This is a genomic window from Cupriavidus sp. IDO, from assembly GCF_000812465.1.
Lineage (GTDB): Bacteria > Pseudomonadota > Gammaproteobacteria > Burkholderiales > Burkholderiaceae > Cupriavidus.
In genome coordinates this window covers 12602-34968 of record NZ_JWMA01000042.1, presented here as the reverse complement: position 1 = coordinate 34968, position 22367 = coordinate 12602, and the positions used below count along the sequence as shown (strand labels likewise).

General features: G+C 63.9%; 20 protein-coding genes. 18 read left to right on the top strand and 2 right to left on the bottom strand.

Features of this window, described 5'->3' with window-relative positions; genetic code table 11:
* The first annotated feature begins 150 nt into the window (after positions 1–150).
* From gyrA to aroA, 7 genes are all read left to right on the top strand, one after another.
* A complete protein-coding gene (gene gyrA, locus RM96_RS13995; RefSeq protein ID WP_039011310.1) occupies positions 151–2811 on the top strand; it encodes a DNA gyrase subunit A in 2661 nt (886 codons plus the stop codon).
* Between the two features lie 82 nt (positions 2812–2893).
* Positions 2894–3457 (top strand): DUF2059 domain-containing protein, encoded by a 564-nt coding sequence (locus RM96_RS13990; protein ID WP_039011307.1) that lies wholly within the window; start codon positions 2894–2896, stop codon positions 3455–3457.
* A gap of 126 nt (positions 3458–3583) precedes the next feature.
* On the top strand, positions 3584–4738 hold the full coding sequence (gene serC, locus RM96_RS13985; protein ID WP_039011440.1) for a 3-phosphoserine/phosphohydroxythreonine transaminase: 1155 nt from the start codon (positions 3584–3586) through the stop codon (positions 4736–4738).
* A 90-nt stretch (positions 4739–4828) separates the two neighbouring features.
* Positions 4829–5977: a prephenate dehydratase gene (pheA, locus tag RM96_RS13980; RefSeq protein ID WP_039011305.1), complete on the top strand. Its 1149-nt coding sequence runs from the start codon at positions 4829–4831 to the stop codon at positions 5975–5977.
* 39 nt (positions 5978–6016) lie between these two features.
* Entirely contained in the window at positions 6017–7147 is a 1131-nt protein-coding gene (gene hisC, locus RM96_RS13975; protein ID WP_052279505.1) for a histidinol-phosphate transaminase, read from the top strand.
* Between the two features lie 91 nt (positions 7148–7238).
* Positions 7239–8135, top strand: coding sequence for a prephenate dehydrogenase (locus tag RM96_RS13970; RefSeq protein ID WP_152624107.1), 897 nt, complete (start codon positions 7239–7241; stop codon positions 8133–8135).
* A gap of 78 nt (positions 8136–8213) precedes the next feature.
* Complete coding sequence (gene aroA, locus RM96_RS13965) at positions 8214–9518, top strand: 3-phosphoshikimate 1-carboxyvinyltransferase (RefSeq protein ID WP_039011303.1); 1305 nt, start codon at positions 8214–8216, stop codon at positions 9516–9518.
* Here aroA and RM96_RS13960 read toward each other — a convergent pair.
* Entirely contained in the window at positions 9508–9738 is a 231-nt protein-coding gene (locus RM96_RS13960) for a DUF2061 domain-containing protein (RefSeq protein ID WP_039011301.1), read from the bottom strand. The two genes, aroA and RM96_RS13960, sit on opposite strands and share 11 nt — an antisense overlap.
* A gap of 131 nt (positions 9739–9869) precedes the next feature.
* Here RM96_RS13960 and cmk point away from each other — a divergent pair, with 131 nt between their 5' ends.
* The 11 genes from cmk (at position 9870) to cysM (ending at position 21128) form a co-directional block, all read left to right on the top strand.
* Complete coding sequence (cmk, locus tag RM96_RS13955; RefSeq protein ID WP_039011299.1) at positions 9870–10535, top strand: (d)CMP kinase; 666 nt, start codon at positions 9870–9872, stop codon at positions 10533–10535.
* Positions 10536–10697: 162 nt separating this feature from the next.
* Positions 10698–12392: a 30S ribosomal protein S1 gene (gene rpsA, locus RM96_RS13950; protein WP_039011297.1), complete on the top strand. Its 1695-nt coding sequence runs from the start codon at positions 10698–10700 to the stop codon at positions 12390–12392.
* Positions 12393–12422: 30 nt separating this feature from the next.
* Positions 12423–12845: an integration host factor subunit beta gene (locus tag RM96_RS13945; protein ID WP_039011435.1), complete on the top strand. Its 423-nt coding sequence runs from the start codon at positions 12423–12425 to the stop codon at positions 12843–12845.
* Positions 12846–13056: 211 nt separating this feature from the next.
* Positions 13057–13380, top strand: coding sequence for a LapA family protein (locus RM96_RS13940; protein ID WP_039011433.1), 324 nt, complete (start codon positions 13057–13059; stop codon positions 13378–13380).
* Positions 13381–13383: 3 nt separating this feature from the next.
* Entirely contained in the window at positions 13384–14625 is a 1242-nt protein-coding gene (gene lapB / locus RM96_RS13935; protein ID WP_039011296.1) for a lipopolysaccharide assembly protein LapB, read from the top strand.
* Positions 14626–14666: 41 nt separating this feature from the next.
* Complete coding sequence (locus RM96_RS13930; protein ID WP_039011293.1) at positions 14667–16058, top strand: UDP-glucose dehydrogenase family protein; 1392 nt, start codon at positions 14667–14669, stop codon at positions 16056–16058.
* 49 nt (positions 16059–16107) lie between these two features.
* Positions 16108–17055, top strand: a complete 948-nt coding sequence (gene rfaE1 / locus RM96_RS13925; RefSeq protein ID WP_052279504.1) for a D-glycero-beta-D-manno-heptose-7-phosphate kinase — start codon at positions 16108–16110, stop codon at positions 17053–17055.
* A gap of 29 nt (positions 17056–17084) precedes the next feature.
* Complete coding sequence (gene rfaD, locus RM96_RS13920; RefSeq protein WP_039011431.1) at positions 17085–18080, top strand: ADP-glyceromanno-heptose 6-epimerase; 996 nt, start codon at positions 17085–17087, stop codon at positions 18078–18080.
* 187 nt (positions 18081–18267) lie between these two features.
* Positions 18268–18864 (top strand): ComEA family DNA-binding protein, encoded by a 597-nt coding sequence (locus RM96_RS39965; RefSeq protein WP_238587265.1) that lies wholly within the window; start codon positions 18268–18270, stop codon positions 18862–18864.
* On the top strand, positions 18830–20128 hold the full coding sequence (locus RM96_RS13910) for a solute carrier family 23 protein (RefSeq protein WP_039011289.1): 1299 nt from the start codon (positions 18830–18832) through the stop codon (positions 20126–20128). The genes RM96_RS39965 and RM96_RS13910 overlap by 35 nt, the downstream gene beginning before the upstream one ends.
* Positions 20129–20225: 97 nt before the next feature.
* Positions 20226–21128, top strand: a complete 903-nt coding sequence (cysM, locus tag RM96_RS13905) for a cysteine synthase CysM (RefSeq protein WP_039011287.1) — start codon at positions 20226–20228, stop codon at positions 21126–21128.
* A gap of 83 nt (positions 21129–21211) precedes the next feature.
* Here the strand turns inward: cysM and mltB are convergent, their stop codons facing one another.
* A complete protein-coding gene (mltB, locus tag RM96_RS13900) occupies positions 21212–22318 on the bottom strand; it encodes a lytic murein transglycosylase B (protein WP_039011286.1) in 1107 nt (368 codons plus the stop codon).
* Positions 22319–22367: the final 49 nt, after the last annotated feature.

The window sequence follows — 22367 nt, the reverse complement described above, 5'->3', positions numbered from 1 at the left end:
GCGGAGCATCATTGCGGTGAGCCGCGGACCAGCGGAACCGGGTGGTCGCGCATGTTAGAATGGCACGTTCCCCACCCGTCGGACGCCTGCTGGAGTCCGACGGAAATCGGGGCCTCTTTCGCTTAAACCCGCCGCATAAACCACGCCGCAATGGATCAATTCGCCAAAGAAACCCTTCCGGTCTCCCTAGAAGAGGAAATGCGCCGCTCCTATCTGGATTACGCAATGAGCGTGATCGTGGGGCGGGCGCTTCCAGATGTGCGGGATGGCCTGAAACCGGTACACCGGCGCGTGCTCTATGCGATGCATGAGCTCAACAACGACTGGAACCGGGCGTACAAGAAATCGGCACGTATTGTCGGGGATGTGATTGGTAAGTATCACCCGCACGGCGATACGGCTGTATACGACACCATCGTCCGGATGGCGCAGAATTTTTCCCTGCGTTACATGCTGGTCGACGGGCAGGGCAATTTCGGTTCGGTCGACGGTGATAACGCGGCGGCAATGCGTTATACCGAAATCCGCCTGTCGAAAATCGCCCACGAGATGCTGCATGACATCGACAAGGAAACTGTCGATTTCGACGGCAACTATGATGGCTCCGAAAAAGAGCCGACTATTCTCCCGGCCCGTATTCCGAATCTGCTAATCAATGGCTCGTCGGGTATTGCCGTCGGCATGGCGACGAATATCCCGCCGCATAACCTGAATGAAATCGTCGACGGCTGTCTGCACCTGCTGCGCAATCCGCAAGCGACGGTGGACGAGCTGATCGAATTGATTCCGGCGCCGGATTTCCCGACCGCCGGGATTATCTACGGCATCCAGGGCGTGCGCGAGGGCTACCGCACCGGACGTGGCCGCATCGTGATGCGCGCCAAGACGCACTTCGAGGACATCGATCGCGGCCAGCGCCAGGCGATCATCGTCGACGAGCTGCCGTACCAGGTCAACAAGCGGACGCTGCTCGAACGGATCGCCGAGCTGGTGACCGAGAAGAAGATCGAGGGCATTTCCGACATCCGCGACGAATCGGACAAGTCCGGCATGCGCGTGGTGATCGAGCTCAAGCGCAACGAAGTTCCCGAGGTCGTTCTCAACAACCTATATAAGAACACCCAGCTGCAGGACACCTTCGGCATGAACATGGTGGCGCTGGTCGACCGCCAGCCGCGCCTGCTGAACCTGCGCCAGATGCTCGAGTACTTCCTGGCGCACCGCCGGGAGGTTGTGACGCGCCGGACGGTGTTCGAGCTGCGCAAGGCGCGCGAGCGTGGGCACGTGCTGGAAGGCCTGGCGGTTGCGCTGGCCAATATTGACGAGTTCATCGCCATCATCAAGGCGGCGCCGACGCCGCCGATCGCGAAGCAGGAACTGATGTCGAAGTCCTGGGATTCGAGCCTGGTGCGCGAAATGCTGTCGCGTGCCGAAGGCGAGACGCCGGGGGGCCGCGCTTCCTATCGTCCGGACGGTTTGCCAGCGATTTTCGGCATGCAGGCTGACGGCCTGTACCGGCTTTCGGATTCGCAAGCGCAGGAAATCCTGCAGATGCGCCTCCAGCGCCTCACTGGCCTTGAGCAGGACAAGATCGTCCAGGAATATCGCGAAGTCATGGCTGTCATCGCCGATCTTCTCGATATCCTGGCGCGCCCGGAACGCATTACTACCATCATCTCCGAGGAATTGACGGCGATCCGCGCCGAATTCGGTGATGAGCGTCGCTCGCAGATCGAGCTGAACGCGACCGAGCTCGATACCGAAGACCTGATCACGCCGCAGGACATGGTGGTCACCCTGTCGCACAGCGGCTATATGAAGAGCCAGCCGATTTCCGAGTACCGCGCGCAGAAGCGGGGCGGACGCGGCAAGCAGGCCGCTGCGACCAAGGAAGACGACTGGATCGATACACTGTTCGTTGCCAATACGCACGACTACATCCTGTGCTTCTCCAACCGCGGCCGGCTGTACTGGCTGAAGGTGTATGAAGTGCCGCAGGGCTCGCGGAATTCGCGCGGCCGGCCGATCGTGAACATGTTCCCGCTGTCCGAGGGCGAGAAGATCAACGTCATCCTGCCGGTGCGGCAGTTCGACGCGGAACACTTCATTTTCATGGCGACTGCACGCGGAACCGTGAAGAAGACGGCGCTGACCGAGTTTTCCAACCCGCGCAAGGCCGGCATCATTGCGGTTGACCTCGATGAAGGCGACTACCTGATCGGCGCCGCCGTGACCGACGGCCAGCATGATGTGATGCTGTTCTCCGACGCAGGCAAGGCGGTGCGCTTCGACGAGAATGACGTGCGCCCGATGGGCCGCCAGGCCCGCGGCGTACGTGGTATGAATCTGGAAGATAGCCAGACCGTGATCGCCATGCTGGTTGCCCCCGCGGAGAATGCTGAGCAGGCCGACGCCGATGCCGCCGCGCCGGTTGGCAGCGTGCTGACGGCCACCGAGAACGGCTACGGCAAGCGTACCCCAATCGCCGAGTACACTCGACACGGCCGTGGCACCAAGGGCATGATTGCGATCCAGACGAGCGAGCGCAATGGTCGTGTGGTGGCGGCTGCACTTGTCGCGCCGGATGACGAAATCATGCTGATCACTACCGGTGGCGTGCTGATCCGTACCCGTGTGGCGGAAATCCGCGAAATGGGACGGGCCACGCAGGGCGTGACGCTGATCAACGTCGACGAAGGCACCAAGCTGTCGGGCCTGCAGCGCATCGTGGAAAGTGATGCAGACAATGGCTCCGGCTCGGAAGAGGCTGAAGAGGCCGACGGTGCTGCAGACGCCGACGCCAATTCGTAAGTTGTTGCAACAATAGGACGAGGGCCGGAACTCGCCACTTGGCCCGTCGGACTAAAACGGACGTATTTACCAGGGAGTCACAATGCTCAAAACCTATCGACGTATCGCTGTTCTGGCTGCTTTCGTTCCGACGTTCATGGTGGCGCAACATGCGTACGCCCAGGATGCCGAGAAGACCGCGGCCATCAAGGAACTGCTTTCCGTCATGCAGGCCGACCAGGCCGTGAAGGGCCAGGCTGACAATTGGCAGGCCGGCGCCAAGCAGGAAGCGCCGCTGGTGCTGGAGCAGGTGCTGGTTGAGAACAAGACGCTGAATGACAAGCAGAAGCAGGCCGCTGTCGACAAGCTGAAGAAGAACGGTGCCGTTCAGCGCATGGTGGATGGCGCCGGCACGGCGTTCACGACCGACGGCTTCAAGAAGGACGCCCTGCAGGCGCACTACGACGCCTTCGGCAAGTACTACAGCACGCAGGAAATCAAGGACCTGACCACGTTCCTGAAGTCGCCGACCGGCCAGAAGTTCATGGCCAACCAGGGCAAGGCGACCCAGGAGATCTGGGGTTCGATGATGCAGAAGTACGGCCCGCAGGTCGGCAAGTCGATGCGCGATGCCGCCGAGAAGGAAATCGCCGCTGCATCGAAGTAATTGACCAGGCGGCTCGGCCGGAGGCCGGGCTGCGGCGGGCAAAGGCCCGCAGCGCCCAACGGGACGCGGGTTTGAGGGATAATGGCTGCTTGGGTAACACCGGCAGCCATTTTTCCTTTCCAGTTCATGAACGATCCCCAGAATCCCGCCCTTGCCGGCATGATGCACCGCGCATTGGCCGAGCGTGTCTATAACTTCTCCCCGGGTCCGGCAGCGTTGCCGACCGAAGTGCTGCAACAGGCGGCAGAAGAGATGTTGTCGTGGCGAGGGACCGGTGTATCGGTGATGGAGATGAGCCACCGTAGCCGGGAGTTCGAAGGCATTCAGGCCGAAGCACTGGCCGATCTGCGCGAGTTGCTGCACATTCCGAAGAATTTCCGCATCCTGCTCCTGCAGGGCGGTGCCATCGGCGAGAACGGCATCGTTCCGCTGAACCTGATGCGGCTGCGTGGGGCCGAGAATCCGAAAGCGGATTTCGTCGTGACGGGCACCTGGTCGGTGAAGACCGAGCAGGAAGCGCGCCGCTACGGCACGGTCAATATTGCTGCTTCGAGTGCCGACGAGAAGTTCGTCCGCATCCCGGATGTGGCCGGCTGGAAGCTGTCGGACGACGCTGCCTACGTACATCTGTGCACCAACGAGACGATCGTCGGCGTCGAGTTCCAGGACATCCCGGACATCGGCCAGGGCCAGGGACGTGTTGTCGTGGCTGACGCATCCAGCCACATCCTGTCCCGCCCGATCGACTGGTCGCGCGTGCAGGTCGTATATGGCGGCGCACAGAAGAATATTGGCCCCGCCGGCGTGACGATCGTGATTGTGCGCGAAGACCTGATCGGCCACGCGCATCCGCTGTGCCCCTCCGCCTTCAACTGGCGCCTGGTGGCCGAGCACGATTCGATGTACAACACGCCGCCGACCTACGCCATCTATATCGCCGGACTGGTGTTCAAGTGGCTGAAGCGGCAGGGCGGCGTGGCTGCGATCGAGCAGCGCAATATCGCCAAGGCCTCGGCGCTGTACGATTTCCTGGATCAGAGCGCTTTCTATCGCAACGAGATCGATCCGAGCTGCCGTTCGCGCATGAACGTGCCGTTCTTCCTGGCCGACGAATCGCGTAATGAGGCATTCCTGACCCAGGCGCGTGCCAACGGGCTGATCCAGCTGAAGGGCCACAAGGCCGTCGGCGGCATGCGTGCCAGCATCTACAACGCCATGTCGATGGACGGCGTCTCGGCGCTGATCGACTTCATGCGCGAATTCGAACGCACCGCCGGCTGACGGCGTGCCGCACGCGCACCGCGCACCCTCGTGCGCGGGACCGAATTTTTCAGGTCGCCCGCCACGGGTGGCCAACCGGGTTTCATCAAAATGACAAGCGAAGACAGCAAGAACGCGCCCGAGGAGACGCAGGCGAACGGCGCCCAGCCGAGTGAAGCAGAGCGAGCCTTGTCCGCCGAGCTGGCTCCCCTGCGCGACCAGATCGATACCGTGGACCGCGAGCTGCTGGCCATGCTCAACCGGCGCGCCCAACTCGCGCTGGACGTTGGCGAGGTCAAGAAGAAATACGGCGCGCCGGTGTTCCGCCCCGAGCGCGAGCTGCAGGTGATCCGCAAGGTGCAGGCTGCCAATCCCGGCCCTCTGCTCGGCGAAAGCGTGGCGTCGATCTGGCGCGAAGTCATGTCTGCCTGCCGCGGACTCGAAAAGCCGCTGGAGATTGCCTTCCTCGGTCCGGCCGGAACGTTTTCCGAGCAGGCCCTGTATGCCCATTTCGGTCATGAGGTGACCGGCGTCCCCTGCCCGAGCATCGACGAGGTGTTCCGCGCGGTGGAAGCGGGGACGGTCGAGTACGGTGTCGTGCCGGTCGAGAATTCGACTGAGGGCGCAGTGTCCCGTACGCTCGACCTGTTCCTGCAGACTTCGCTCAAGATCAGTGGCGAGATTGCGCTGAAGGTGCATCACAACCTGATGGCCTCAACGCCCGACATGAAAGGCGTCAAGGTGGTTCGCGCACATGCGCAGGCGCTGGCGCAGTGCCAGCACTGGCTGACGGCGAACTACCCGCATCTGGAGCGGCAGGCCGTGTCGAGCAACGCCGAGGCCGCGCGCATGGCCAGCGAGGACCCGACCGTCGCGGCGATCGCCGGTGAGTCGGCGGCCAATCGCTATCACTTGCATATGGTGCGTACCCATATCCAGGACGATCCTCACAATCGCACGCGTTTTGCTGTGATCGGGCGTTATGAGACCGAGCCTTCAGGCAGCGACCAGACCTCGATGATCCTGTCGGTGCCGAACAAGGCCGGTGCGGTCTACCAGCTGCTGGCGCCGCTGGCAGAGAACGGCGTGTCGATGTGCCGCTTCGAATCGCGGCCGGCGCGCAGCGGCGCGTGGGAATACTACTTTTATGTGGATGTGGAAGGACACCAGCACGAGCCGGCGGTCGAGCGGGCAATCAATGAGCTGCGCCGGAACGCCGCGTACCTGAAGGTGCTGGGCTCGTATCCGTCGAGCAAGTAAGACAGAAGGCGACAATCGCGGCGCCAGCGAGGAGACAAGATGGCAGAACAGAACATGCAAACCGGCGGCACGCACTTTGGCCCCGACTATGTGCGGGCGATCTCGCCCTACGTGGCTGGCAAGCCGATTTCCGAAGTGGCGCGCGAGTTTGGCCTGGACGAAGCCACGATCGTCAAGCTGGCGTCGAACGAGAATCCCCTTGGCATGCCTGACTCGGCAAAGCAGGCCGTTGCGGCTGCCATCGCCGATCTCGGGCGCTACCCCGACTCAAATGGCTTCGAGCTGAAGGCCGCGCTTTCCGCAAGGTATGGCGTCCCTGCGGACTGGCTCACGCTTGGCAACGGCAGCAACGATATCCTCGAACTGGCCGCACATGCGCTGGTTACGCCGGGCCAGTCGATCGTCTATGCGGAATATGCGTTCGCGGTCTACGCGCTGGCCACGCAGGAGCTGGGCGCGCGCGCCATCGAGGTGAAGGCGCGCGACTACGGGCACGACCTCGATGCCATGGCCGCCGCGATCGCGCCGGACACCCGCCTGGTGTTTATCGCCAATCCGAATAATCCGACCGGCACGTTCCTGTCGGCGGCAGCCATCGAAGCCTTCCTGGGCAAGGTGCCGTCGCACGTGGTGGTCGTGCTGGACGAGGCCTACAACGAGTACCTCGACGCCGGCCAGCAGTACGACTCGGTGGCGTGGGTGCGCAAGTATCCCAACCTGATGGTTTCGCGGACGTTCTCCAAGGCGTATGGACTCGCCGGCCTGCGTATCGGCTATGCAGTCGCCCAGCCAGAACTGACCGACCTGCTGAACCGGGTCCGCCAGCCGTTCAACGTCAATAGCGTCGCGCAGGCCGCTGCTGTCGCCGCGCTGGGCGATACGGAATTCCTGCGCAAGAGCGCGGAGCTGAACCGCGCGGGCAAGGCGCAGCTGGTCGGGGCCTTCGAACGGCTCGGCCTGGAATTTGTGCCGTCGTCCGGCAACTTCGTGCTGGTGCGTGTCGGTGACGATGACGGCGCCGGCGCGCGCGTCAACCTCGCGCTGCTGAAGCAAGGTGTCATCGTGCGGCCGGTTGGCAATTACAACCTGCCGCGCTGGCTGCGCGTGACCATCGGCCTGCCGGAAGAGAACGCGGCGTTTATTGTGGCGCTGGAGCAGGCGCTCAGGTGAGCGCCACCGGCACCGCTACAATGCCGGCTTTTCCGGTGTTTTCCGATTCACCCTGAAATCATTGAATGATCCGCCCCCGCGGCTTGAGATTGTGAGCGCTCTGCATTTTTCCCGTGTTGTGATTGTCGGTGTCGGCCTGATTGGCGGCTCGCTGGCGCTGGCGCTCAAGCGTGCCGGCGTCGTGGGCACGGTGGTCGGGGTGGGGCGTTCCGCTGCGTCTCTGCAGAGGGCGCTGGACCTGGGTGTGATCGACGAGGCTGCCTCGCTGGAGGATGCAGCCCGCGGCGCCAGCGTGATCGTGCTGTGCGCACCGGTCGCGCAGAACTTTGCGCTGCTGCACGCGCTGGAGCCGCATCTGCAGCCGGGGACCATCGTCACCGATGCGGGCAGCACCAAGTCGGACGTCATCATGGCGGCCAAGACAGCGCTGGGTGACAAGGCGGCTCAGTTCGTGCCGGCACATCCCATCGCAGGGCGTGAGCTCAATGGCGTGGAGGCAGCGCTGCCAGACCTTTACGTCGGCAAGAAGACCGTCCTGTGCCCGCTGCAGGAGAACTCGCGCGCCGATGTGGCTGCCGTGAAGGCGATGTGGGAAAGCGCCGGCGCGCATTGCCATGTGATGTCGGCAGTGCAGCACGATGCCATATTTGCCGCCGTCAGCCATCTGCCGCACGTGCTCTCTTATGCGCTGGTCGCGCAAGTTGGCAATGCCGAGGACGCCGAGCTCAAGCTCGATTTCGCCGGCGGCGGTTTCCGCGATTTCACGCGGATTGCTGCCTCTTCGCCAGAGATGTGGCGCGATATCTGCGTCGCCAACCGCGAGGCACTGCTGCGTGAACTGAATACTTACCAGTCGGTGCTCACGCACCTGAAGACCCAGATCGAGAAGGGCGACGGCGACGCCCTGGAGCGGATCTTTATGCGCGCCAGCAAGACTCGCCAGAAGTGGGGCGCCGACCGAGCGGCCGGCGCCAACATCGAACCTTGAGACGGTCGTCATTGCCGTCAGGTGCCGCCTTCGGCGCGGCGCCGTCATTGCCTTATCTGCCTTAGCCGCCTGAACATCATGGAACACCTGACGCTTGGCCCCCTCACCCGCGCTTCCGGCACCGTCCGGCTGCCGGGTTCGAAGAGCATTTCCAACCGAGTGCTGCTGCTCGCGGCGCTGGCCGGGGGCGAGACGCGCGTGCGCGACCTGCTCGATTCCGACGACACCCGCGTCATGCTGCAGGCGCTGAAGACGCTCGGCGTGGCGTGGCGGCAGGAAGGCGCGGACTACATCGTGACCGGCGCCGGTGGCGATTTCCCGAACAAGTCTGCGGATCTGTTCATGGGCAATGCCGGCACCGCGATCCGTCCGCTGACGGCCGCGCTCGCCCTGCAAGGCGGCAGCTACAAGCTGTCTGGCGTGCCGCGCATGCATGAACGGCCGATCGGTGACCTGGTCGACGGCCTGCGTCAGGTTGGCGCAGTGATCGACTACCTGGGCAACGAAGGCTTTCCGCCGCTGCATATCCAGCCGGCGCAGATTTGTATCGACGCGCCGATCCGCGTGCGTGGCGATGTGTCGAGCCAGTTCCTGACGGCATTGCTGATGACGTTGCCGATGGCGCAAGCTGCCGGCGGCCGCATCGAGATCGAAGTCATCGGTGAACTGATTTCCAAGCCCTATATCGAGATCACGCTGAACCTGCTGGCGCGCTTCGGTATCGTTGTGGAGCGGCAGGGCTGGGAGCGCTTCATCGTCCCGGCGGGCGCGAGCTATCAGTCCCCGGGCGAGATTTTCGTCGAAGGCGATGCCTCGTCCGCTTCGTACTTCCTGGCGGCCGGCGCGATTGGCGGCGGCCCCGTACGGGTCGAGGGCGTGGGCATGTCAAGCATCCAGGGCGACGTGAAATTCGCCGAGGCGCTCAACCAGATGGGCGCCAATGTGATGGCAGGCGACAACTGGATCGAGGTGCGGGGCACCGGAAACGACCACGGCCGGCTGACTGGTATTGAGCTGGACTGCAACCACATCCCCGATGCCGCGATGACATTGGCCGTGGCCGCGCTGTTTGCGGAGGGCACCACGACGCTGACCAATATTGCCAGCTGGCGGGTCAAGGAAACCGACCGCATTGCTGCGATGGCGACCGAATTGCGCAAGCTGGGCGCGATGGTGGAAGAGGGCCCCGACTACCTGCGGGTGACCCCGCCGGAACAATGGCAGACGCCCGAGGGGGGGATCGGGACCTATGATGACCATCGCATGGCGATGTGTTTCTCGCTGGCGGCCTTCGGGCCGCTGCCGGTCCGTATCAACGATCCGGGCTGCGTGGCAAAGACGTTCCCGGACTATTTCGCGGTGTTCGGCGGCGTTACGCGCTGACCAGGGCGGTCTCGCCGGACGAGGCCGCTGCCGCGGCGTTGTCTGCGTGCCGGCGCTCCCGCTTCTCCCAGTAACGGTCGAAGAAGTAGTGCGCCATGGTATTGACGGCGGGCTCGATGAAAGTGATCGCCCCGCTGATGGCCAGGCTGCCGGTCAGCGCATAGGTCACGCTGAATGCGATGCCAAGGTGCATGATGCCAAACGTCAGGGTCTTTGCCATGGTAGATTGCCTCGCGACGAATACTGAAGGTTTGCGCCGGCTTGGAATCTTCGCAGCGCAGCGCCATGGATCAAATGATAATAATTCTCAATTGAATTAATATTCAATTGTTTCTCTCAGTATCATCGAAAATGACTATCATCAACGTCATTACCATTGACGGCCCGACCGCCTCAGGCAAGGGCACTGTGGCGCACAAGGTTGCCGATGCGGTCGGCTTCCACCTGCTGGACAGCGGCGCGCTGTACCGGTTGGTGGCATTGGCCAGCGACCGTGCAGACGTTGATCTGCAGGACGTGGATGGCCTGGCAAAGATCGCGTCCCGCCTCGATGTGAAGTTCGGCCCCGACCGGGTGTGGCTGGCGGGCGAAGAGGTCAGTCTGGCGATTCGCGCCGAAGCCATTGGCAACCGCGCCTCCGCCATTGCCGTGCACCAACCGGTGCGCGACGCGCTGACCAAGCTCCAGCGCGACTTTCGCAAGCTGCCCGGCCTGGTGGCCGACGGCCGCGACATGGGCACCGTGATCTTCCATGACGCCCAGCTCAAGGTATTCCTGACGGCAAGTGTTGAAGCCCGCGCTCGCAGGCGCTATAAACAATTGATTGATAAGGGAATTTCTGCTAATATCGAAGACCTTTTGCGTGACCTTGAGACGCGCGATGCACGGGATCGCACCCGAGTCGCCGCGCCGCTGCGCCCCGCAGAGGATGCGCACCTGCTCGATACCTCCGACATGACGGTGGATCAGGCAGTGGCGCAGGTACTGGAATGGTTCGCCGCTGTGCGCAACAAGTGACTCCGTTCACGCGTAGATGAAGCGGCCGGATTCCTTCCGTGCCATTTGGCGCCTGCCACCGGGCATCCGGTGCGGGCATTGTCAAACCTGACCCCGCTGCATTGGCAGACTGAGCGCGATAGTCGCGCCGGCCAGCGTACTGCGGATTGCTAACTTACGTTTATGTCCGACCTGCAAACTAACGAATCCTTTGCCGCACTGTTCGAGGAATCCGTCGCCCGCTCCAATATGAAGGCTGGCGAAGTGATCTCCGCTGAAGTCGTGCGCATCGACCACAACTTCGTGGTCGTCAATGCCGGCCTCAAGTCCGAAGCATTTGTGCCGGTGGAGGAGTTCCTGAACGACCAGGGCGAACTCGAAGTGCAGGCCGGCGACTATGTCTCCGTGGCCATTGATGCGCTCGAGAACGGCTATGGCGACACCATCCTCTCCCGCGACAAGGCCAAGCGCCTGGCGTCGTGGCTCAACCTCGAGAAGGCGCTGGAAGACGGCGAAATCATCTCGGGTACCGTGACCGGCAAGGTCAAGGGCGGCCTGACCGTGATGGTCAACGGCATCCGCGCGTTCCTGCCGGGCTCGCTGGTTGACGTGCGTCCGATCAAGGACACCACGCCGTACGAAGGCAAGACCCTGGAATTCAAGGTCATCAAGCTCGACCGCAAGCGCAACAACGTTGTGCTGTCGCGCCGCGCCGTGGTCGAAGCGACCCTGGGCGAAGAGCGTCAGAAGCTGATGGAAACGCTGAAGGAAGGCGCCATCGTCAACGGTATCGTCAAGAACATCACCGACTACGGCGCGTTCGTGGACCTGGGTGGCATTGACGGCCTGCTGCACATCACCGACCTCGCATGGCGTCGTGTGCGTCACCCGAGCGAAGTGCTGTCGGTTGGCCAGGAAATCACCGCCAAGATCCTCAAGTTCGACCAGGAAAAGAACCGCGTCTCGCTGGGCGTGAAGCAACTGGGCGAAGATCCGTGGGTCGGCATCTCGCGCCGCTACCCGCAAGGCACCCGCCTGTTCGGCAAGGTGACCAACCTGACCGACTACGGCGCGTTCGTCGAGATCGAAGCCGGCATCGAAGGCCTGGTCCACGTGTCGGAAATGGACTGGACCAACAAGAACGTTGCGCCGTCGAAGGTTGTCCAGCTGGGCGACGAAGTCGAAGTCATGGTTCTGGATATCGACGAAGACAAGCGTCGTATCAGCCTGGGCATGAAGCAATGCAAGGCCAATCCGTGGGACGATTTCAGCCGTAACCACAAGAAGGGCGACAAGCTGAGCGGCCAGATCAAGTCGATCACCGACTTCGGCGTGTTCATCGGCCTGCCTGGCGGCATCGACGGCCTAGTGCACCTGTCCGACCTGTCGTGGCAGGAAACCGGCGAAGAAGCCGTTCGCAAGTACAAGAAGGGCGACGAAGTCGAAGCCGTGGTTCTGGGCATCGACGTCGACAAGGAACGCATCTCGCTGGGCATCAAGCAACTGTCGGGCGATCCGTTCAACAACTTCATCTCGGCCAACGACAAGGGCTCGCTGGTGAACGGCACCATCAAGGCTGTCGACGCCAAGGGCGCTGTGGTTCAGCTGGCTGACGATGTGGAAGGCTACCTGCGTGCATCGGAAATCTCCGCTGACCGCGTGGAAGACGCCCGCAACGTGCTGAAGGAAGGCGAGCAGATCACCGCCCTGGTGGTGAACGTCGACCGCAAGTCGCGCAACATCAACCTGTCGATCAAGGCCAAGGACAGCGCAGAGCAGCAAGAAGCGATGCAGAAGTTCCAGGCTGATACCGGCACGGCTGGCACGACCAACCTCGGCGCACTGCTGAAGGCCAAGCTCGGCCAGGACAACCAGTAATCGCAGGCCCCGGCGCCCGCGCGAATGCCCATGACCAAGTCGGAGCTCGTCGAAAAGCTGGCTGCTCGTTTCCCCCAGCTGCTGCTGCGGGATGCGGACATCTCGGTGAAAACGATACTCGACGCGATGTCCGATGCGCTGGCCGATGGCCACCGCATCGAGATCCGCGGATTCGGCAGTTTTGGTCTGAACCGGCGTCCGCCGCGCGTTGGGCGCAATCCCAAGTCCGGTGAACGAGTGCTGGTGCCCGAGAAGCGGGTGCCGCACTTCAAGGCGGGCAAGGAGTTGCGCGAACGGGTGGATCGCAGCCCGTCGCCGCCTTCGGGCGGCAACGGCAATGGCCACGCTGCCGGTCCGGCAAATGCCGGGCCTGGCAAGGCTGGCCAGGGTGCGGCACCGGCCGGTTCGGCGGTGATGCATGAGGGTGGCGGGCTGAACCTGGCCCGCCCGTGATCGCCCGGGCTTCACGCAGAAGCTGATGTTGTCTGTAGGAAAGCGTCTCATTCGAGGCGCTTTTTTTATTGCCGGGAGCCGCGTGCGTTACTTGCGCGTTACCGTTAGCGGGAAGTGATTCCGTTACAATGCCGGGGTCTGCCGCCGGTCCTGGCCGGACCCAGCCGGGACGCATGTGCGCTTCCGCAACGCCACGCTTGCCATTACCCGCATGAAACTTGTCGCCTGGATCATCCGCATCGTCCTGTTCGCGCTGCTGTTCGTGCTGGCGCTGCGCAATACCGCCGATGCTTCCCTGCAGCTCTTCTTCAATGCCGTCTGGCGCGCGCCACTGATCCTGATCCTGTTCGTCGCTTTCGGGCTGGGCGCTGTTGCGGCGCTGGCTTCCATTGCCCCGGGGCTCATGCGTCAGCGCATGGAGGTGGCCAGGCTGCGGCGCGCCCTTGGCGAGGCGCAAAAGCCGCTTGCCGCGGCGGCTGCCGATCGCGATGGCAGCAAAGGCGTCCCTTATAACGTAGTCGGCCCGAAAGTCTGATCCATGATGTTTGAAACCTGGTGGCTGCTCGCGCTGCCACTTGTCTTTGGCCTTGGCTGGATGGCGGCACGCTTTGACGTGCGCCAGCTCATCAGCGAGCAGGGCGCGCTGCCCCGCTCCTATTTCAAGGGGCTCAATTTCCTGCTCAACGAGCAGCCTGACCAGGCGATCGACGCGTTTATCGAAGTCGCACGGCTCGACCCCGAAACCACTGAACTCCACTTCGCCCTGGGCGCGCTGTTCCGCCGCCGCGGCGAGACCGAGCGCGCCATCCGGGTGCACCAGAACCTGGCCACGCGGCCGGACCTGCCTGAGCCGGAGCGTGAGCATGCCCTGTACGAGCTGGGGCAGGATTTCCTGCGCGCTGGCCTGCTCGACCGTGCGGAAGAGTCGCTGCGCCGATTGATGTCCGGCCCTTATGCCGCCTCGGCCAAGCGCGTTCTGCTCGAACTGTATGAAGTGGAAAAGGAGTGGCAGAAGGCCATCGAGGCCGCACGTGAATTGCAGGCGCTGGAGCAGAAAAGCTACAGCCTGCAGATCGCGCAGTTCTGCTGCGAGCTGGCGCAGGACGCACTGCAGCGCAAGCGCCCGGAAGACGCGGTGAAATGGCTGCGGCAGGCGACCGAAGAGAACCCGGCCAATGTGCGTGCGCCGATCCTGCTGGGCGACGTAGCCGCCGCTGCCGGCGATGCGCGAGCCGCGCTCGGCCACTGGCTGGGCATCGAGCGCCAGGATGCGTCCTATCTGCCGCTGGTTGCCGACCGCGTGGTCCAGGCCTACGCCAGCCTGGACGAGGAAGGCAAGGCGCTGGAATGGCTGCGAGGCCTGCTCAAGGGCAATCTCGCGCCCGAAGTGCTGGATGCCGCCTACAAGACCGAACTGGACGTCAACGGTCCGGAAGCCGCCGCCCGGCTCATGCGCGACCAGCTGCGCCGCCAGCCGACTTTGCTGGCCCTGACGAAGTACTTCGAGGCACAGGCTGCTTCGACCACGCATACCGCAGCGCAAGCCGCGACCATTGCATCAGAGAACACCGAGGCCGCTACCCAGCCTCCGGCGCAAGCCACAGACACCCAGGCGCAGGAAGTCACGGCCATCCGTGACCTGCTGCAACTCCGCACGCGCAACCTGGCCCGCTATACGTGCCGGGAATGCGGCTTCCGTGCCCGCCTGTTCTACTGGCAATGCCCTGGCTGTAACCGCTGGGAAACTTACGCGCCCCGTCGTTCTGAATCACTTGGCTGAGCTGCGGCGCGGCAATACGATCCCTATTCAAGGTACATGCTATGAAAGTCACCATTATCGGCAGCGGCTACGTCGGCCTGGTTACCGGCGCCTGCCTCGCGGAACTTGGCAACGATGTGTTTTGCCTGGATCTGGACGAAAAGAAGATCGCGATGCTCAACGCAGGGGGCGTGCCGATCTATGAACCCGGCCTGCAGGAGCTGATCCAGCGTAACCGCGCAGCCGGCCGCCTGACGTTCTCGACCGATGTGGCAGCGAGCGTCGAGCACGCCGATGTGCAGTTCATCGCCGTCGGTACGCCTCCTGACGAGGACGGCTCGGCCGACCTGAAGTACGTGCTGGCCGCTGCTCGCAACATCGGCCGCTACATGACCGGCTTCAAGGTGGTGGTGGACAAGTCCACGGTGCCGGTCGGCACGGGCGACCGCGTCACCGCCGCGATCCGTGACGAACTGGCCGCGCGCAGCCTGGAAGACCTGCAGTTCTCGGTGGTTTCGAATCCCGAATTCCTGAAGGAAGGCGCGGCGGTCGAGGACTTCATGCGCCCGGACCGTATCGTGCTCGGCTGCAACGCCGACCCCGCCGGCCGTCACGCGCAGGCGACCATGAAGCAGCTGTATGCGCCGTTCAATCGCCACCATGAGCGCACCTTCTACATGGATGTGCGTTCGGCCGAGTTCACCAAGTACGCAGCCAACTCCATGCTGGCGACGCGCATCTCCTTCATGAACGAACTGGCCAACCTGGCCGATGAAGTCGGCGCGGATATCGAGCTGGTGCGCATGGGGATCGGTTCCGATCCCCGCATCGGCTACAGCTTCCTGTATGCCGGCGCAGGCTACGGCGGCTCGTGCTTCCCGAAGGACGTGCAGGCACTGATGCGCACTGCCGAGGATCACGGCAAGCCGATGCGGGTGCTCGAGGCGGTCGAGGCCGTCAATGGTGCGCAAAAGCGCGTGCTGGGCGACAAGGTGGTGCGACGCTTCGGCGACGACCTGAGCGGGCGCACCTTCGCGGTCTGGGGCCTGGCGTTCAAGCCGAACACTGACGACATGCGCGAAGCGCCGTCACGCGTGCTAGCTCGCGAGCTGGTATCGCGCGGCGCAGCGTTGCGCATGCACGACCCCGTATCGATGGAAGAAGCCCGGCGCGTGCTGGAGGCGGATCTCGCCGATATTCCGGGTGCCATCGACCGGGTCAGCTTTCACGAAGGACAGATGGAAACGCTGGATGGCGCCGACGCGCTGGTCATCGTGACGGAATGGAAGGTATTCCGCAGCCCGGACTTCGGGCAGATCAAGCGGCGGCTCAAGGCGCCGGTGGTCTTTGATGGCCGCAACCTGTACGAGCCCGATGCGATGGTGGAGGCCGGCATTGAATATCATGCGATCGGGCGTCCGACCTTGACGCGCCAGCAAGCCATCAACGGGTAAGCAGCCAACGTGCCGGCTTTCGGGCCGGCACATGTTGCCAAGGATGTCCATGAGCAAGAACCAAATTCCGCAGGAACAGATTCAGCAGTCCCACGTACTGGTGGTGGGCGACATGATGCTGGACCGCTACTGGTTCGGCGATGTCGAGCGCATTTCGCCCGAGGCTCCGGTGCCGGTAGTCCAGATCAAGCGCAGCGACGAGCGCCTGGGCGGCGCGGCCAACGTCGCCCGGAATGCGGCGGCGCTGGGTGCGCGCGTCGGCATGCTGGGGGTGGTCGGCGACGACGAGCCGGGGCGCACGCTCGAAGCCTTGCTGGGCGAGAGCCATGTGCAGCCATACCTGCATCGCGACCAGAGCGTCAATACCACCATCAAGCTGCGCGTGGTCGCGCATCAGCAGCAACTGCTACGTGTCGATTTCGAGAGCGCGCCGACGCACGAGGTGCTGGCTTCGGTACAGGACCGCTTCCAGGCGCTGGTCAACGACTACCAGGTGCTGGTGTTGTCCGACTACGGCAAGGGCGGTCTGACCCATGTGGCGCGCATGATCGACGCCGGCCGCGTGGCCGGCCGCAAGGTGCTGATTGATCCCAAGGGGGACGACTATTCGCGCTATCGCGGTGCCACGCTGATCACGCCCAACCGTGCTGAAATGCGAGCGGTGGTGGGTGCGTGGAAGACCGAGGCGGACCTGACCATCCGCGCGCAGAACCTGCGCCGCGACCTCCAGCTCGAAGCGCTGCTGCTGACGCGCTCCGAGGAGGGCATGACGCTCTACACCGAGGCCGAAGTGCTGCACGTGTCGGCCCAGGCCCGCGAAGTCTATGATGTATCGGGGGCCGGCGATACCGTGATCGCCACGCTCGCGACCATGATCGGGGCCGGCGTGCCGCTCAAGGAAGCGGTCCAGCACGCCAATCGCGCAGGCGGCATCGTGGTGGGCAAGCTTGGCACCGCCGTCGTCTCCTATTCCGAATTGTTTGGCGCCGCGGCCTGAAGCGCGGCGCAATCCTGATAGATCCGACCATGACCATCATCGTCACCGGCGCCGCCGGCTTTATCGGCAGCAACCTCGTCAAAGGGCTGAACGCGCGCGGCGAGAACAATGTCGTTGCCGTCGACAACCTGACCCGCGCCGACAAGTTCCACAACCTGGTCGATTGCGAGATCTCCGACTACCTCGACAAGCAGGATTTCCTCGCGCGCTTTGCGCGCGGGGACTTCGGCAAGGTCCGGGCGGTGTTCCACGAAGGCGCGTGCTCCGACACCATGGAAACCGATGGCCGGTACATGATGGAGAACAACTACCGCTACACGCTATCGTTGATGGAAAGCTGCCTGGAGCAGGGTACGCAGTTCCTGTACGCGTCGTCGGCGGCAACGTACGGCGCCTCGCAGATCTTCCGGGAAGACCGCGAGTGCGAGCGGCCGCTCAATGTCTACGGCTACTCCAAGTTCCTGTTCGACCAGATCGTCCGTCGCCGCCTGCCGTCGGCACTGTCGCAGATCGTGGGCTTCCGCTACTTCAACGTGTATGGGCCGCGCGAGACGCACAAGGGCCGCATGGCATCGGTCGCTTTCCACAACTTCAACCAGTTCCGCACTGACGGCACGGTCAAGCTGTTCGGCGAGTACGGTGGCTACGGCCCCGGCATGCAGAGCCGCGACTTCGTCTCGGTGGAAGACGTCGTCAAGGTCAATCTCCACTTCCTTGACCATCCGGAAAAATCCGGCATCTTCAACCTTGGCACCGGCCGCGCCCAGCCCTTCAACGATATCGCCGTTACCGTAGTCAACTCGCTGCGTGCTGCGGAAGGCAAGCCGGCGCTGACGCTGGACGAGCTGGTGCAGGAAGGTCTGGTCGAGTACGTCAAGTTTCCGGACGCGTTGCGCGGCAAGTACCAGTGCTTTACGCAGTCGGACGTGTCGCGGCTGCGCAGCGCCGGCTACACCGCGCCGTTCCTGACCGTGGAAGAAGGTGTATCGCGCTATTGCGACTGGCTGCTCCAGCGCGGCGGCTGACCGGAACGCAGCAATCCGGCATCGGTCCGAAACGCTTTTGTACGACCGGCGTCAACTTTTGTTGCCGCGTGCGCCGCCGCAGCGGCCAGCGCCTATCCTGACCGGACTTCGTCGCCCATGACGAGGTGGTATCTCAACCCACACCGGAAAGGAGTCTGTTTCATGATCACTGGTTCAGCAGTCTGCAGTGATCGCTGCAATGTGGCTTTGCGTGGCAGGCGCCGCGCAGGCGGCTGTCGATGTCAACACGGCCGACGAAACCGCGCTTACCTCCCTCAAGGGCGTCGGCCCCGCTACCGCGAAAAACATCATCGACGAGCGCAACAAGCGCGGACCTTACAAGGATGCCTCCGACCTGGCCGAACGCGTCAGCGGCGTCGGCCCCAAGTCGGCGGCGAAGCTGCAGGAAGCGGGGCTGGTCTTCGGCGCCAAAGCTGCGGCGCCGGCTGCCGGCGACCGGCAAGGGTGCGAAGGGCGCCCCACAGGCGGCCGCCAAGCCTGCGCGCTGAGGCGATCAGCTTCTGGCCCTGTCGGTGCATGGCAGGGCCATCGGTTCCCTAACCTGGTTCAGGTTGCTGGTACGTGTTGTGCTAGATCGATCCTGGCTTCGCAGGCCGGCGGCCGCGGAGTATCATGCGGACGCCGTCGCGGGCAGGGTCAGTCGCGCGGGGCTGCAGAACAGAACATAGCCAACAAGAACTTGCCAGCCCGCGTCGCGCGGGCCTGGCCGAACCTCAGGGAGCTCAATAATGGGAAATGGCGAGGACGCGGGATTCCTGCCTAAGTGGCGGCTCAAGACCGAAGGCGTGATCGGGCCGGACGAACGCCTGCCGGCAGGGCAGACAGTGCTGGCAGGCATCCAGCATGTCGTGGCGATGTTCGGCTCGACCGCCATTGCCCCGATCCTGATGGGCTTCAATCCGAATATCGCCATCCTGTTCTCGGGCATCGGCACGCTGATCTTCTTCCTGTGCGTGCGCGGCAGGGTGCCGAGCTACCTCGGCTCGAGCTTTGCGTTCATTGCCGTTGTGATCGCCGCCACCGGCTATGCCGGAAGCGGTCCTAACGCGAATATCCCGGTTGCGCTGGGCGGCATTATCGCGGCCGGCGCGCTGTACACAGTCATCGGGCTGGTGGTGCAAGCGGTTGGCTATGCATGGGTGGAACGCCTGATGCCGCCGGTGGTGACGGGTGCGATCGTCGCGGCCATCGGCCTGAACCTGGCTCCGGTGGCCGTGAAGGCCGTCAGCGGCGCGCCGCTGGATACATGGGTCGGGCTGCTGACCGTGCTGGCCGTCGGGCTGGTGGCGGTGCGTGCGCCGGGCATGGTGGGGCGCTTGCCAGTACTGATCGGCGGCCTGGCCGGCTACGTTGCCTACTACGTCGGCACCAATGTGATGGGGCTGGGCAAGGCCATCGATTTCTCGGGCGTTGCCGCGGCGAGCTGGTTCGGCCTGCCATCGTTCTCCGCGCCGGTCTTCGAGGCCAGCGCCATGCTGCTGATCGCACCGGTCGCGATCGTGCTGGTGGCGGAGAACCTGGGCCATATCAAGGCTATCGGCGTGATGACGGGGCGGAACCTCGATCCGTACATCGGCCGTGCCTTTATCGGCGACGGCGTGGCGACGATGCTGTCGGCCAGCGGCGGTGGTACCGGCGTGACCACGTACGCGGAGAACATGGGCGTAATGGCTGTCACCAAGATCTATTCGACCCTGATCTTCGTGGTGGCGGCGCTGGTGGCAATCCTGCTGGGCTTCTCGCCCAAGTTCGGTGCGCTGATCCTGACCATTCCGGGGCCGGTCATCGGCGGACTGACCATTGTCGTGTTTGGCCTGATCGCGGCCACGGCCGGTCGGATCTGGGTGCAGAACCACGTCGATTTCTCCAGCTCGCGCAACCTGATCACGGTCGGCGCGACGCTGACCGTGGCCGCCGGCGACCTGACGCTCAAGCTCGGCGGCATGACGCTGGGCGGCATCGGAACCGCGACGTTCGGCTGCATCCTCCTCTACCACCTGCTTGGCGAGGGCAATCACGAAGAGTGATCCGCTGGCAGGCGGGCTCGCACCGTGCAAAGCCCGCCTGCCGGCACGGGTAAGTGGGCTGGATTACAATGGCCGCGAAAATCGATCCATTCCCACCATGGCCTACAAGACAATTGAAGACACCATCGGCAACACGCCGCTGGTGCGACTGCAGCGCATCCCCGGTGCCGCCAACGACGAGCGCGGCAATGTGATCCTTGGCAAGCTGGAAGGCAACAACCCGGCTGGATCGGTCAAGGACCGGCCGGCAGTCTCGATGATCGCCCGCGCCGAAGCCCGCGGCCGCATCAAGCCCGGCGACACGCTGATCGAGGCAACCTCGGGCAATACCGGCATTGCGCTGGCCATGGCCGCCGCCATCCGCGGCTACAAGATGGTGCTGATCATGCCCGAGGACCTGAGCCTCGAGCGCCGCCAGAGCATGGCGGCCTATGGCGCGGAGATCATCCTGACGCCGGTCAAGGGTGGCATGGAATACGCACGTGACCTGGCAGATTCGATGGAGCGCGAAGGCAAGGGCGTGATCCTCGACCAGTTTGCCAACCCGGACAATCCGCTGGCGCACTACGAAGGGACCGGCCCGGAGATCTGGCGCGATACCGAAGGCCGCGTGACGCATTTTGTTTCTGCGATGGGCACGACTGGAACGATCACCGGCGTGTCTCGCTACCTCAAGGAGCAGAACCCGGCGGTACAGATCATCGGCGCGCAACCTGCCGAGGGCTCGCGCATCCCGGGTATCCGGAAATGGCCGGAAGCCTACCTGCCCAAGATCTACGATCCCAGGCACATCGACCGCACCGAGCCCGTCAGCCAGGGCGACGCCGAGCACATGGCCCGCCGCATGGCAAGCGAGGAAGGGATCTTCTGCGGCATCTCGGCTGCGGGTGCGCTCTGCGTGGCGCTGCGGATCGCGGAAGAAGTCGAGAACGCGACCATCGTGTTCGTCGTGTGCGATCGCGGCGACCGCTACCTGTCGACCGGCGTGTTCCCGGCCTGAGCCGTTCGCGCCGCGCGTTACAGTGAACAAAAAGCCCCGCATCGTGCGGGGCTTTTAGTTTCTGATGGCCGTTTGCAGGCGCTTCAGGCCATCGCCGCTTTGACCGCCTCGCCCAGCTGATACACCGCCAGCGCATAGAAGAAGCTGCGGTTGTAGCGTGTCAGTACGTAGAAATTTCGCAGGCCGATCATGTACTCGGTCGGCTGGTCCGGCGTGGGCAGGTCCACCACCAGGACGCCCGTTTCGCCTTCGCGTGCGAGGTCGACGGGCTCATCCAGCCGCAGGCCGGCTTTGGTGAGCTGGCTCAGCGTCCGCGTCGGCCACGGCTCGCCGTCCGCGGCTGCGGCGGCGATGCCGCGGCTGCCGTCGTCGCCGGCGATGCGCCAGACCACCGGGCGGCCCGGCTCCCAGCCGTGCAGCTGGAGAAAGCGCGCCACGCTGCCGATGGCGTCGGTCGGACTGTTGCGCAGGTCGATACGGCCGTTGCCGTCATAGTCGATGGCGTACTCGCGCAGGCTGGTCGGCATGAACTGCGGAATGCCGATCGCGCCCGCGTAGGAACCCAGCACGGAGAACACATCGGTGCGCGTGTCGCGGCACCACAGCAGGTAGTCCGCGAGCTGGTTCCGGAACAGGGCCGTGCGCGACTCGCGGTTTGCGGTGGCTGGGTAGTCGAAGGCCAGCGTTGAGAGCGAGTCGATCACGCGGAACGTGCCCATGTCGCGGCCGTAGATGGTCTCGACGCCGATGATGCCGACGATCACCGAAGCCGGCACGCCGAATTCAGCTTCGGCGCGGCGCAGCGTGTCGCGGTTGTCCTGCCAGAAGCGCACGCCGGCGTTGATCCGGATCGGCTCGATGAAACGCGAGCGGTAGGCGCGCCAGCTTTTGCGCCCGGGCGTGGCCGGCGGCAGGATCAGCCGCGCGACCGTGGCGGAATAGACCGCCTGGCCGAACCAGCTTTCGAGCATGCCGCGGTCGAAGCCGTGGCGTGCCACCATTTCATCGATAAAAGCGCGGGTCTGGGCGTTGTCGCGATAGCGACCCGGCTCGATTTCTTCTTCGCGGACGCTGACGCGGCGTTTGCCGGCGGCTGAAAGGTTGGGGGAAAGGCCGCAGAGTCCCAGTGCGGCAGCGGAAAGCGCGGCGCCCAGGAGCGGACGGCGCAGTGAACGCTGGGTGTCGGTCATGGTGTCCTTTGCAAGTCGCAGCGAGTATAGCGGATGGGATGGCGAATCC